The sequence below is a fragment of the Motilimonas eburnea genome (assembly GCF_021295345.1).
GTDB classification, from domain to species: domain Bacteria; phylum Pseudomonadota; class Gammaproteobacteria; order Enterobacterales; family CBDFNC01; genus Motilimonas; species Motilimonas eburnea.
This window is the reverse complement of sequence record NZ_JAIMJB010000003.1, coordinates 86,550-99,683: the sequence shown is the minus strand read 5'-3', so window position 1 is coordinate 99,683 and position 13,134 is coordinate 86,550. Positions and strand designations below refer to the sequence as shown.

The window sequence follows — 13,134 nt, the reverse complement described above, 5'->3', positions numbered from 1 at the left end:
CTGATACGAAACGCCGTGAAATCTTCCTTCAATAATTGATGATGACTGAACTGCCGCTTCCCTGCGGCAGATATTCGTATCAGAAATCGCCACTTATCGCTTAAGAACTATTTATTCGCTGATTGAAAGTAAAGGTGAGGGGGATTTGTTATCTAACTGTCATAAAACTGTCTTATTATGCGCTATTTGGCTTTTTTAGGTAGTGGTATAAATGAAAGCTGTAGTCGATATCTTTACTTCCTTTTTCTTACTTGGGCTGCACTCCTTTGGTGGCCCGGCTGCTCACATTGGTTATTTTAAAAAGGCCTTTGTTGATGAAAAAAAGTGGCTGAGTGAGCAAGATTATCAAGGCCTAGTGGCGTTAAGCCAAATGTTGCCCGGCCCGGGATCTAGCCAAGTCGGCTTTGCGCTTGGCTTAAAACGGGCAGGATTAGCGGGTGGCATGGCTGCCTTTTTGGGGTTTACCTTACCTTCCTTTTTGCTGCTATTGGGTTTGGCCCTTTATAGCCAAGGGCAACAGCCTGATTGGCTGCAAGCCGTGATCCATGGTTTAAAACTGCTTGCCGTGGTGGTGGTGGTTGATGCGGTGCTCAATATGTATCGCAGCTTTTGTCAGACGCGCTTGCTGACGGCGATGGCGGTATTGAGTGCGGCTGCGTTATTGCTCGTGCCCGGCGTAGCAACGCAGTTTGTTGTGTTTATTGTGGCGGCGTTAGTGTGTTTTAAGTGGCACCAAGCTGGGCCGATTGAATCCGATGTCAGTGGCAAGATGAAGGTAAAAATCTGGGCGCTAGGGCTGTTTATCTTGCTATTTTTAGGGCTGCCTTGGCTTACTCAATTGGGCAGTGGTTTTGCCTTGTTTAATGATTTTTATCAGGCGGGCAGTTTGGTGTTTGGCGGCGGTCATGTGGTGCTGCCGTTACTGGAGCAAAGCCTACACGGGCAGGTGAGCCAAGATACGTTTTTGTTTGGTTACGCGGCGGCGCAAGCTGTGCCGGGGCCGATGTTTAGTTTGGCGGCGTTTTTGGGTGCCTACTTAGACGCTTCGCCAATCTGGGGGGCGCTATTGGCCACCTTGGCTATCTTTTTGCCCGGTTTTTTGTTGGTGCTCGCTTTTATGCAAAGCTGGCAGCAATTGTCCCTTAAACCTTGGTTTGCCAGTGCCAGTGCGGGCATTAATGCCGCGGTAGTGGGTTTGTTGCTGGCGGCCTTGTATCAACCTGTGTTTACCAGCGCGGTGATTTCAGCTGTGGATATGGTGGCGGTGATCTTAGGGTTGTTTGCCCTGAGGGGATTAAAACTTAAGGTGATGTGGTTGGTGTTTGGCGCCTTAGTGTTGGGTTTAGGTTTGCATCTTATTGGCTAAATAACAGTGAGCATGAGATTGAACGACTAGACCAACACAAGTAACATTTTCTTATACGAAACGCCGTGAAATCATCCATCAATAATTGATGATGGCTTAACTGCCGCATCCCTGCGGCAGATATTCGTTTAAGAAAACGTTACTTATCGTTCAACAAGGTTCATAGCTTTATTCTACAAACTGCATCATTTGCGCAAATACCGGATGGCAGGAAGGGTGCTGGGCGATTTCTAGCACGTCTTCGAGCTTCAGGGTTTGCTGAGTGATTTGATCTAGGCGTTGATCTTCACCCACTAGCAGCCAGATTTTACTGTGCTGTTTGTCTTGCATCGGCATACATAAGATGCCTTCCACGTTAAACGCGCGGCGGGCAAACAGACCACACACATGAGACATAACGCCCGGATGGTTGTTTACTTTAAGCTCTAAGATGGCACATTGGCTAAAATCACTCATGCGTTACGCTCCTCAATTAAATCTTTGTTGGCTGCGCCCGGTGGCACCATAGGAAATACCATTTCTTCTTCTGAGATTGGTACGTTGATGAGTACCGGTCCCGGGGTATTCAATGCTTCGGTTAACATGGCTTTGGCATCGGTTGCCTTGCTCAAATCAAAGCCTCTGGCGCCCATGGCTTGGGCCATTAAGGCAAAATCTGCGGTGCGTCGGTTATTTACCGCAGAGAAATTTTCTTGATAAAACAAGGCTTGTTGCTGGCGAACTAGGCCAAGACGCGCATTGTTAATCACCACTACCTTTACGTTTAGGTTGTGCTCAACGGCGGTATCAAACTCTTGAATGTTCATCATGATGCTACCGTCACCACTGATACACAGTGCCATGCGCTCGGGATCGGCAAGGGCCGCACCAATCGCCGCGGGTAGGCCATAACCCATGGTGCCAAGGCCGCCTGAGCTGCTCCATTGGCGGTCGCGCACAAACGGATAAACCTGCGCCGTCCACATTTGGTGTTGGCCTACGTCGGTGTGCACATTGGTGTTATCACCGACGATTTCGGCCACGGTTTTGATCACACTATAAGGATTGGTGAGGTCGTTATTGGTTGGCAGTGCAATGCCATGGTTTTCATTTAACCATTTAATGCGACTCACCCATTCAATGCGTTGCTGCGGTTCGCAGTTGTTAAGTAGGGCTTTAATACAGGCGCCAACGTCAGCATTTACCGCGAGGGTTGGGGTTTTTAATTTGCCAATTTCGCTGCGATCGATTTCGATATGTAAAACCGCAGCTTGAGGGCAAAACTCACTGATTTTGCCGGTAGCGCGGTCGTCAAAGCGCACACCTGCACCGATTAACAAATCACATTCTTCAAGGGCAATATTACTGCCCTTTGAGCCGTGCATACCTAGCATGCCCATGTGTAATTCATGACCGTGAGGGAACACACTTAAGCCAAGGAAGGTCGATACAGCCGGAATGCCCAGTTTTTCAGCCAGAGCAACTAATGCTTCGCTGCTATTCGATTGGATAACGCCCGCACCGACCATCAACATAGGGCGCTCGGCTTGGGCGATCATTTGTTGCATTTGCTGTAGCTGTGCCAGTGTGGGTTGTGGCAGTGGCGTAGCGACACCCGGCTCAGGTAGCTCATCAATCTCTATGATTTGGTTTTGTACGTCTTTAGGAATATCAATCGCAACAGGGCCTGGACGACCGGAAGAGGCGATACGAAATGCAGCAGGGATCACTTCCAGTAGCTCTTCGGCTGAGCGGACCAGCCAGTTATGCTTGGTAATGGGCACCATTAGGCCAAAGGTATCAATTTCTTGAAAAGCGTCGGTGCCGAGCATGCTGCTGGGCACTTGTCCTGTGATAGCAATGACAGGAATAGAGTCAAGATGCGCGTCGGCGATAGCGGTGATCAGGTTAGTGGCACCCGGCCCTGAACTAGCAAAACACACGGCTGGTTTACCGGTGACGCGCGCCATGCCCTCGGCAATAAAGCCTGCGCCTTGTTCGTGGCGGGTTAGTATATGTTTAATTTTACTACCCGGTAGGGCGTCGTAAAGCGGTAGGGCGGCACCACCAGGAAGCCCAGCGATTTGCGTAATACCTTGACGCTCAAGTAATTTTATAACGAGCTGTGCACCGCTAATTTTCATCTATTGCCTCTCTTGCTATCAATTTCTTTTGGCATAAAAAAACCCCCTTGGGCTTGCGCCGAAGGGGGTTTAAATCGGTAAAACCCGCTACGGCAAACAGCTAACCACGACGACAACCACGACGCTGACGACGTGTTGTAGTTGTTTGATTAGGTTTGCAGCAATAGCCAGTTTCATGATTTTGTTCCTTGTTATATGAAGCTCAAGTTAGCAAATGACGCCTCAAGGCGCAAACTTCGACTCGGTTAAAACGCGGTAAATTACCCATCTAGCTAGAGGTTTCAACTTTTTACAGCCCTTTGAACAGGCTTAACTTGAAGCTTTATATCGTTTCTTCTCGTTTTATCAGAGACACTAGGTTGCACTTGTTGGTTTTATTAGTTTTATTGTGTTTTTTTATGGCCTAGTTAATTATCACTTTTTTCCGTGACCGGAGTAGCATTAGCGATGGCGGTCATGGCGTTGTTTAGTTGGAACAGCCAGAGTTTCTGGGTCAGCGGATCAAGTTGTTGAGTATTTATGGTGTTCGCAGCTAATCTGATCTGTTGATCTTGGATTTCAATGTGTTTTTGCTGATTGATTTGAGCCTTGGCGCGAAGATAGTCAGATTGAATGTCTTCGGGTAGCTTGATAGCTTTAATGCGCCAGCGGTTTTCCTCTCTGACTAATTCGACCATGCCATCTATATATCTACTTTGCTGCTTAGCTTGACCTTCTGTGATAGGGCTAAATTTGACCGCAACACTGACAACAGCGGGCAATAAGTAAGGAAGCCAATAACTTTGTTGTTTCGTCTCGACTAAATAGGCTTGGTCCATCGCCAGATTAAAATGTTGCTGTAGCGCCGCCTCGAGCGCAAAAAGATGGGCCACATCTTGATTGCCTTGTTCACCTTGCTCGCTCAGGTAATGGCTAACTTGACTAAACTTGAGCTCGGCGATGGCGTTAAAATAGTCTTTGGTGACCTGCTCCGAACGGGCATTTTCACCCAGTAAACTGGCGCAGAAAAGCAGTAATAATATAAAACCAGCAAAAATAATAAGCGGAGCTGGTAGGGATTTTTTACTCGACATTGATGATTCCGGTGTCACATTGATTTTGGCAAGTTAGCACTAAACCGATTTCGGTACAATCTCCAAGGTAGCTGGGAGGCAGGAGTGTTGTGGCCTGTTAGCTGTGCTGCAGATTACGTAATGCGTATAGTTTATGATCTTGCCATTGCCCCGCGATTTTTAAGTAATCCTTCGCTAGCCCTTCATATTCAAAGCCCAAACGAGTTAATAAACGCTCACTTCGCTCATTGTGAAGCATGTGTGCGGCCATGATGCGGTGAAGGTTTTGCTGCTCAAAAATATAGTCGATGCAGGCTTGGCAAAGCTGCTGCATCTTGCCTTGGCCTTGGTAGCGCCGATCAATTGAGTAACCTAGATAGCAGGCTTGAAACACACCTCTAATCACACCTGTGAAGTTAATGCTTGCTATCATTTTTGCGCTGGTTTGATCGAGTGCGGCAAAGTGAAAAGCGCTACCTTGTTGCCATAGTTGTTGATTATTTTTCAACACGGCTTGCCAGGTAGCGAGCTCGTAGTATTGCTGGCTGCGGCTTGGCTCCCAAGGAGCCAAATGGGATTTATTACGCCTTTGATAATCGACAATTAAAGGCGCATCACTCACTGCTAAGGGAGTGATAAGGCAATCTGCTGCGCTTAGAATAACTCGTGCTTGGTTCATGGATCCGCTACATCTTGATGAAGGCGCTCATGTTAACACGATAGCACTGAGATTTCCTTAAGCTGAGATCGCGCTTAATTTGCTTGGGTTCAAGCTATCGCAGATACACTCTTTCAGCCATTGATGGCTTTTATCTTGTTCTCGCTGTGCCAGCCAAGTTAAATAAATATCCAGCTGCTTCTTAGTGAATGGGCTTGGTTGCCAGTTTAAGAGGCGCTTAGCATCGCTGTTATCTAGGCTTGATTTAGGTACTAGGGTTAACACTTGAGTTTGTGCTGCTAAAGACAGCGCAGCTTGATATGAGCTCAGTTTGTAGTTGACCTTGACCTTGTCTTTATTCGTCAGACAGCGTTGTGGTTCAACCACAGCAAAGTCTTCATTGAGTAAGGTGTCTAAATCCACTCCATGACTAATGCGAGGGTGGGCGCAGCTGTAAGCTAAGATCAGGGGCTCTGAACAAATCTTCTCACAGTTTAGGTCTTCACCTTGGTAAGGTTGCGTTTCTAAAATAAAGTCTAATCTATTATATTTTAATGCGTCTATGTCTACCGCTTGTTGGCTATTGATCCTGACATTAGGCGACGATTGGCTCAACTGCGAAAGTAAATTTGTGAGTAAAAAAGGCTCTAGCGCTGTTGGCATGGCCAAGTTAAATTTTAATACTATCTGACTCATGGCTAAGTCATCTTGAGGCAATGCTTGGCCTATGGTTTTAAGGGCTTCATTAATAGGTTGGTAGAGGCTTTTTGCTAACGCTGTGGGTTGCATGATGCCGCCACTACGGTAAAACAAATCATCATTGAATTTTTTGCGTAAACGGTTGAGCCCTAAGCTCATCGCAGGCTGCGACATATTAAGGATTTTGGCCGCTTTAGAGACATTTTGTTGCTCCATTACAGCAACAAAGAGCGTTAATAGGTTTAAATCTAGATTACGTAGTTGTAGCTGCATGGCAGGCCTCATTCATTATCGGAGATGCGATCTGTACTCCGTCACACCATTAAGTGGCGAATCCTTGCCTGAATCATTGAATTTTAACGGGTGTAAGCTGAACCTAAACTGAACAGCTATATTTAGGTTAAATTACACTGGGGGGCTAAAATAAGTTTTGCTTACTCACTGATGGTGTAAGGTGAGGTTGAGATAAGCCACAAGCTAGAACAGATTATTGGCTATTGCTTTTAATGTCGGTGCTTTTTTTGGATAATAACCTTCCACAATTTAGGCTCGGTCGAAATATGTCACAATCACGCCCCCCGTTTGATAAGAAAAAATTTGCTAAGGACTTTAAAGACCAAGATGCGGTCAGTTCGTTAAAAGTGCCTCCTCACTCATTTGAAGCCGAACAATCTGTGCTTGGTGGCGTTATGTTAGACAACCAAGCGTGGGATCGCGTTGCTGAAGCGGTTGTTGATAAGGATTTTTACTCGCGCCCCCATAGGTTAATTTTTCAAGTGATGGAAAGCCTAGCGAATGCGGGTGATCCGATTGATTTAATCACCGTTTCTGAACTATTGGAGCGCGATCAGAAACTAGAAGATGTGGGCGGTTTTGCTTACTTAGCCGAGATTGCAAAGAATACCCCCAGTGCTGCCAACATTGCCGCTTACGCTAATATCGTTCGCGAGCGGGCGGTCGTGCGTGAGTTAATCGGGGTTGCTAATGAAATAGCAGAAGCTGGTTACGATCCTGAAGGGCGTGGCAGTGATGAGTTACTCGATTTCGCTGAAAGTAAGGTATTTAAAATTGCAGAGTCTCGTGCCAATGAAAGCGAGGGCCCGCAAGGTATCACCAGCATTCTAGAAAAGACCGTTGATAAAATCGAAGATCTGTTTAAAAACCCGCAAGACGGTGTCACGGGAGTATCAAGCGGATATGCTGACTTAGATAAAATGACCGCAGGTTTTCAGCCATCGGATTTGATCATCGTCGCCGCACGTCCTTCTATGGGTAAAACCACCTTCGCCATGAACCTGGCCGAGCATGCGGCCATGACGCAAGATAAACCCGCCATTATCTTTTCGTTAGAGATGCCCTCAGAACAAATCATGATGCGTATGTTGGCCTCGTTAGGGCGCATCAACCAAGGCAGCATTCGTACGGGTCAATTAAATGATGATGACTGGGCGCGCTTATCTTCAACCATGGGATTGTTGTTAGAAAAGTGCAAAATGTATGTGGATGACAGCTCTGGCTTGACCCCAACCGAAGTGCGCTCTCGGGCACGTCGGATAGCCAAAGATCATGGCGGGGTATCGATGATCATGGTGGATTACTTGCAATTGATGCGAGTACCATCATTAAGTGACAACCGTACTTTAGAGATTGCGGAAATCTCTAAGTCCCTTAAAGCGCTCGCTAAAGAGTTGAAATGCCCTGTGATTGCTTTGTCTCAGCTAAACCGTAGCTTGGAGCAACGTGCCGATAAGCGCCCCATTAACTCGGATTTACGTGAATCGGGCTCTATCGAACAAGATGCTGACTTAATTATGTTTATTTACCGCGATGAAGTGTATAACGAAGATAGCGCGGAAAAAGGTGTGGCTGAAATTATTATTGGTAAGCAACGTAACGGCCCGATTGGTAAGGTTAGGCTAACGTTTCAAGGGCAATTTTCTCGCTTTGATAATTATGCCGGCCCAGCATTTGATGATGAGTACTAACTCAACTTTTTACTTTAGCTTTAACGACCTTAGGGATATCGAATGAAAGCGGCTACGGCCCTTATTAACTTAAATGCATTGCGAAATAATTTAACTCAGCTAAGACAAATGGCACCCAATGCCAAGGTGTTGGCTGTGGTTAAAGCCAATGCTTATGGTCACGGATTGGTGCCCATCGCTCATGCCATTGATGCCGATGCGTTTGGCGTTGCTCGAATAGAAGAGGCGCTGTCGCTTCGCTCGGGCGGGATAGTGAAGCCTATTGTTTTACTTGAAGGTTTTTTTAACGCCAGTGACTTGCCTATTTTAGCTGCTAACAATATTCAAACCGCTGTTCACAATGTTGAACAGCTCAATTCCCTTGAGCAAGCCGACTTAGATAACCCTGTGAAGGTGTGGTTAAAAATTGATACGGGTATGCACCGTTTAGGTGTTCATCCACAAGCGTTCTCCCAAAGCATGGCACGTTTACAGGCTTGTCCTCAGGTCGCGCAGCCTGTCAATGTGATGACTCACTTTAGTTGTGCAGATGAGCCACAGCGACCCGAAACAGAGAGTCAAATTGTATTGTTTGAGCAATTAACGCAAGGTGTTTGTGGCTTTAAATCGATGGCTAATTCTGCGGCTGTGATGGCGTGGCCACAAGCCCATGGTGATCTGATTCGACCGGGTATCGCACTCTATGGCGTATCGCCCTTTGAACAAGGGGATGCCAGCGATTATGGACTGCAGCCAGTGATGACGTTAACTTCAAGTTTAATTGCGGTGCGAACCCATAGCGCCGGTGAGCCTGTTGGTTATGGTGGTGTTTGGCGTTCAGAGCGCGATACCAAACTTGGCGTGGTGGCTATTGGATATGGTGATGGTTACCCTCGCAATGCCCCTGCGGGCACACCTGTCTACATCAATGGCCGTGTTGTACCTGTGGTCGGCCGGGTGTCGATGGATATGATGACAGTAGACTTGGGTCCAGCAGCAAAGGACCAAGTAGGAGATGAAGTAACCCTTTGGGGAGCAGAGCTGCCTGTAGAGCAGGTTGCGCGTGCAATCGGTACCATTGCTTATGAGTTAGTGACTAAGTTAACCTCAAGAGTGCCGTTAAGTTACATTTCACCTCCTGATTTTGATTGACAGCCACGACGGATTTAGTATTAATAGTGGGTGGCTCTTTTTTCTTGTTTATTGATAGTTTTTAGCAATTAATTTAATTGCTAAAAACGATTCGCAAATTTCACAAACTTGAGCCATTATTTATCCCGTATTTTGTTGATAATCAAAACCTTTAAATGAGGAAATAGAAAATGGTATTAGTAGGAAGAGAAGCACCTGACTTCACAGCTGCAGCGGTACTCGGTAACGGTGAAATTGTAGATAACTTTAACTTTAAAGAGTTCACTAAAGGTAAAGCTGCGGTAGTTTTCTTCTACCCACTAGATTTCACATTTGTATGTCCATCTGAGCTGATCGCCTTCGACAAGCGTTTCCAAGACTTCCAAGATAAAGGTGTTGAGGTTATCGGTGTTTCTATCGATTCACAATTCTCTCACAACGCATGGCGTAACACTGCAGTTGCTGATGGCGGTATCGGTGCTGTTAAATACCCACTTGTTGCTGACGTTAAACATGAAATTTGTAAAGCGTACGACGTTGAGCATCCAGAAGCCGGTGTTGCTTTCCGTGGCTCTTTCCTAATCGATGCTAACGGCGTTGTTCGTCACCAAGTTGTTAACGACCTACCACTAGGCCGTAACATTGACGAAATGCTACGTATGGTTGACGCGCTAAACTTCCATGAGAAGCACGGTGAAGTTTGTCCTGCACAATGGCAAGAAGGTAAAGAAGGTATGACGGCATCACCAGAAGGTGTGGCTAAGTACCTATCTGAGCACACTGACGACCTATAATCAGACGTTTTAGTCTGAACCTTAAAAGCCGCATACTGTGCGGCTTTTTTGATCTCGTTAGATATGAAATGTTGATTAACGAATACGGGGCTGATATTTGACCAATGGGTTAGTCGAAACAAATCTCCAGCGTGGCATTGCCGAAATCTGTGGTAAATGGCATTAATACCTTTTTACCTTCTGATTTATGGGAAATAGTATGGGCTTTACCTGATACTACGACGGGGGTAGCCATGTTAAAGTCATAGCCTTTTTCGGCAAGCAGGCGTTTGGCTCCACCTGTTACCATGTTAGTAATTTCTCCAACCATATCAGATACTTCATTATCTATCGTGGCCGGGGCTTCGCCGAGCATACGCTTCATTATTTCCAAGGCGAGTGATTCTTCAAAGCTAATAGAGAAAGAGCCTTTTGCTTCCGAGCTCACCATACCAATTAAACCCGAAACATCTCCTCGAGCAATATTGTCTTGTTTTAGTTTAGGTTTTCCTGGCTTTAACTCTAATTGCGCCATGGTTTGCAGCACATTCATTAAAGAGCTAAGAAAAGGGTTTACAAATTCTACATTCATATACGGGTTCTTTTATGAGTTAAGCCGTCGCTTTTGGTTTACATTGCTGGCAAATGCCATGGGCTTCTAGGGTCGTATTGCTAATACTAAAGCCATGGTTTTGCGCTTGCGCTGCAAAAGCGTCATCTATGGTTTCATCATGTAGCTCTATGACAATTCCACACTGGTCGCAAATTAACAACTGCATTGGGTGTTGCGTACCAAAATGTGGGCATAAAATATAAGCATTTATCGATTCAATCTTATGGATAAAGCCTTGCTCAAGTAAAAAATCTAACGCGCGATAGATGGTTGGCGGTTTTGCCCCTTTCTCTGTCTCACGCAGCCTATCAAGCAAGTCATAAGCGCTGATTGAACCATTTTGTTCAGCCATAATACGGAACACTTTCTGCCGTATTGGTGTAAATCTAACCGCTCGTTGCTGGCAAATCTGTTCGGCTCGTTTTAGTAAGTCTATCGCGTTATTCGGCATATCAGTGGTTTATTAAATAGCGAGAGCGAAATACTAACATTATTTTCCGGTCTATAAAGCACAAGCTTAGAGACTCGTTAACTGAGTCGGTTTTCAACTAACGATTACTACCAACAGTACTAAGTATAGAATTAAATGCTCAGCTGTGGTGGCAATTATCAACTAAACTTCATTTTTTTAAGTTGTTGTGATTAATCGCAAATTATCGGGTTTGGTTTAATCTACCGAGCGCTTTTTTCTTTTTCGTTGGTGAATTGATGGAAGTACCAGAGCGATAGATAAGATAAGTAAGAAGTAGCAAGTCGTCGCAGGCGCTTGAAGCGGGAAGTCCACTGAAATGTGGATCAGCATGCCGACAATGGTCATGACACAAGCTAGCGCAATCCCTTTAACTAAGGGATCTTCGCGTTTGATAAATTGCTGTGTGCTCACCATGAGCGCAATGACAATCGCCAGCCCTAACAAAGTGGTGCCAATCAGACCTGACTCGAATAAGAATTGAATATACTCGTTGTGGGCGTGATCATAAAAAAGGTAAATCCCGTGCTCATTGAAGCGCTGGAACTCAGAATAAAAGCTACCCGCACCATAGCCTGACATAGGTCGTTGCTCTATGGCGTTTAACGCAAATCGCACCACATTATCCCGGGTTTCTGCATCCAGGTTGGTGGCAACCAAGCGTTCTTTTACCTTGTCTAGGCCAAACCAGGTACTCACAATCACGGTATCAATAACAAATATACTGCCGACGAGGATGTACAAGCTTTTCGGCTTGTTTTTGTAAACCACGAGCAAGAGCAGTGAGCCTAGAGTCAGGGCGCTAAAAAATGCGGTGTTGCCCATGCGAGAGCGAGTCAGCACTAAGGCGATCACCATAATGATGAGTGCCATACGTATCAAGGCCTTAGTGGTTAAGAAGGTGGCGAAAAATTGTGCCATGGCTTGTTTCAAATTTTGATGCTGACCATGCTGTAATTGCGATACCAGTAAACCAAAACCAAGACAAAGGGTGAGCATAAGGAAATTAGCGAGATGGTTGTGGTAAACAAATGAGCCCGCGGCACGACTGTTGAGCGGCAAAGAAAAAACCGGAGTGGGGTCGATTTGTGCGAGTACCAGAAACGCGCCGTAAAAGCCTTGTAAAACACCACTGAGGATCATGACGTAGGCTAATTGGGTTAACTGTTTATGGGTGGTGATAAACAAGCCTGCCAACATCACTAACCAGAGATAGCTGAGGGTTTTTAGCAGTTGGATCCATGTTTGGGCAGGATCGACACTGGCAACCCAGCTTAGATCAGTCAGGCCGACGGCAAAATACTGCAGGGCAGTCCATAGTGTAAACAGTAGCAGTGGAGTAAATAGCCATTTAACTCGCAATATGGCATCTCGCCACTGACTGAATGAAAAACAAAACAGCGTGGCTAGGATAAGGCCACTTAACCAGATTTCATTAATAGACCAAAGCCAAGGCCTGTTTCCACCTAGGGGGAAAGGAAGATAAAAGACAAAGAGTAGAAATGCCCAATAACAACCTTTTTGCATAGCAGACATGCGCGGGATCCAGAAATAGCAAGAGGGCGTAAAACGCCCTCTTTAGAAGATGGTAGTGGAAATTAGTTTTGTGATGCCGTTAGACCGCCGCCACCTGTGCCTGCGCCATTACCTGTGGATGTGGGAATTGTAGCTGTTGTAGCAACCGCTCCTGGTGTAGAGCCGGAACCACCTGCAGCTGTTGCTTCAAGTTCTGCGGTATCCGCACCCGAAGCAGCATAACCAGCTAGCAAAATATCATCAGGGATCTGTAATTCTACAGCGCGCTTTGCAATATTGAGTCGTAAAGCCAATGTTGCTTCTTCGGTTGCACCGACACTAGCAATCATGGTCGCGATAATATCAAGTTGTGCATCATCGGTTGAATTCTGAATGGCTGTGTCAAGCAAGTTTAAAACGAGTGCTTCGTTATTCTTGGCTTGTTCTACAGCTGCTACTAGGATGTCATCTTGGATCTGGGCATCAAGGGATTGACTGGCAACCAAGGCCTGCGCCAATAACACATTCAGATCTTGCGCGGGCTGCGCGGCAAGTAACGTAAGAGTTTGTGCTAATAATTCTGGGTTACTTTGGGCTAACTCAGTAAAGAGTTGTTCGCTTGTTTCACCAGCGGCCAACGCGTTATTAATGCTGTCATTCAGACTGATACCCGCAGACATATCTTCGCTAATGGTGGCGTGCACACTTCCCGTAAGCAAAATGGAGCTTAATAGGATATGTTTGATTGGCAGTTTCATGACGACTTCCCTG

General features: G+C 46.0%; 13 protein-coding genes. 4 read left to right on the top strand and 9 right to left on the bottom strand.

What is annotated here, in order from left to right:
• Nucleotides 1-211: 211 nt before the first annotated feature.
• Complete coding sequence (gene chrA, locus K6Y21_RS04125) at nucleotides 212-1,366, top strand: chromate efflux transporter (RefSeq protein ID WP_233070476.1); 1,155 nt, start codon at nucleotides 212-214, stop codon at nucleotides 1,364-1,366.
• A gap of 168 nt (nucleotides 1,367-1,534) precedes the next feature.
• On the opposite strand, the gene ilvN is transcribed toward chrA, so the two are convergent.
• From ilvN to K6Y21_RS04100, 5 genes are all read right to left on the bottom strand, one after another.
• Nucleotides 1,535-1,822 (bottom strand): acetolactate synthase small subunit, encoded by a 288-nt coding sequence (ilvN, locus tag K6Y21_RS04120; RefSeq protein WP_233070475.1) that lies wholly within the window; start codon nucleotides 1,820-1,822, stop codon nucleotides 1,535-1,537.
• Complete coding sequence (ilvB, locus tag K6Y21_RS04115; RefSeq protein ID WP_233070474.1) at nucleotides 1,819-3,489, bottom strand: biosynthetic-type acetolactate synthase large subunit; 1,671 nt, start codon at nucleotides 3,487-3,489, stop codon at nucleotides 1,819-1,821. Before ilvB ends, ilvN begins: the two co-directional genes overlap by 4 nt.
• A 407-nt stretch (nucleotides 3,490-3,896) precedes the next feature.
• Nucleotides 3,897-4,562, bottom strand: coding sequence for a hypothetical protein (locus K6Y21_RS04110; protein ID WP_233070473.1), 666 nt, complete (start codon nucleotides 4,560-4,562; stop codon nucleotides 3,897-3,899).
• 97 nt (nucleotides 4,563-4,659) lie between these two features.
• On the bottom strand, nucleotides 4,660-5,220 hold the full coding sequence (locus K6Y21_RS04105) for a GNAT family N-acetyltransferase (RefSeq protein WP_233070472.1): 561 nt from the start codon (nucleotides 5,218-5,220) through the stop codon (nucleotides 4,660-4,662).
• A gap of 57 nt (nucleotides 5,221-5,277) precedes the next feature.
• Nucleotides 5,278-6,171, bottom strand: coding sequence for a LysR substrate-binding domain-containing protein (locus K6Y21_RS04100; RefSeq protein WP_233070471.1), 894 nt, complete (start codon nucleotides 6,169-6,171; stop codon nucleotides 5,278-5,280).
• Nucleotides 6,172-6,458: 287 nt separating this feature from the next.
• Here K6Y21_RS04100 and dnaB point away from each other — a divergent pair, with 287 nt between their 5' ends.
• The 3 genes from dnaB to K6Y21_RS04085 all read left to right on the top strand — a co-directional run bounded on the left by dnaB (nucleotide 6,459) and on the right by K6Y21_RS04085 (nucleotide 9,787).
• Complete coding sequence (dnaB, locus tag K6Y21_RS04095; protein ID WP_233070470.1) at nucleotides 6,459-7,883, top strand: replicative DNA helicase; 1,425 nt, start codon at nucleotides 6,459-6,461, stop codon at nucleotides 7,881-7,883.
• A 42-nt stretch (nucleotides 7,884-7,925) separates the two neighbouring features.
• Nucleotides 7,926-9,014 (top strand): alanine racemase, encoded by a 1,089-nt coding sequence (gene alr / locus K6Y21_RS04090; protein WP_233070469.1) that lies wholly within the window; start codon nucleotides 7,926-7,928, stop codon nucleotides 9,012-9,014.
• A 170-nt stretch (nucleotides 9,015-9,184) separates the two neighbouring features.
• Nucleotides 9,185-9,787, top strand: a complete 603-nt coding sequence (locus tag K6Y21_RS04085) for a peroxiredoxin C (protein WP_233070468.1) — start codon at nucleotides 9,185-9,187, stop codon at nucleotides 9,785-9,787.
• 109 nt (nucleotides 9,788-9,896) lie between these two features.
• Here K6Y21_RS04085 and K6Y21_RS04080 read toward each other — a convergent pair whose 3' ends face one another.
• The 4 genes from K6Y21_RS04080 to K6Y21_RS04065 all read right to left on the bottom strand — a co-directional run bounded on the left by K6Y21_RS04080 (nucleotide 9,897) and on the right by K6Y21_RS04065 (nucleotide 13,121).
• On the bottom strand, nucleotides 9,897-10,358 hold the full coding sequence (locus tag K6Y21_RS04080; protein WP_233070467.1) for a chemotaxis protein CheX: 462 nt from the start codon (nucleotides 10,356-10,358) through the stop codon (nucleotides 9,897-9,899).
• A 19-nt stretch (nucleotides 10,359-10,377) separates the two neighbouring features.
• Nucleotides 10,378-10,830: a zinc uptake transcriptional repressor Zur gene (gene zur / locus K6Y21_RS04075; RefSeq protein ID WP_233070466.1), complete on the bottom strand. Its 453-nt coding sequence runs from the start codon at nucleotides 10,828-10,830 to the stop codon at nucleotides 10,378-10,380.
• Between the two features lie 216 nt (nucleotides 10,831-11,046).
• A complete protein-coding gene (locus K6Y21_RS04070; RefSeq protein WP_233070465.1) occupies nucleotides 11,047-12,384 on the bottom strand; it encodes an O-antigen ligase family protein in 1,338 nt (445 codons plus the stop codon).
• A gap of 62 nt (nucleotides 12,385-12,446) precedes the next feature.
• Entirely contained in the window at nucleotides 12,447-13,121 is a 675-nt protein-coding gene (locus tag K6Y21_RS04065) for a hypothetical protein (RefSeq protein WP_233070464.1), read from the bottom strand.
• Nucleotides 13,122-13,134 lie beyond the last annotated feature (13 nt).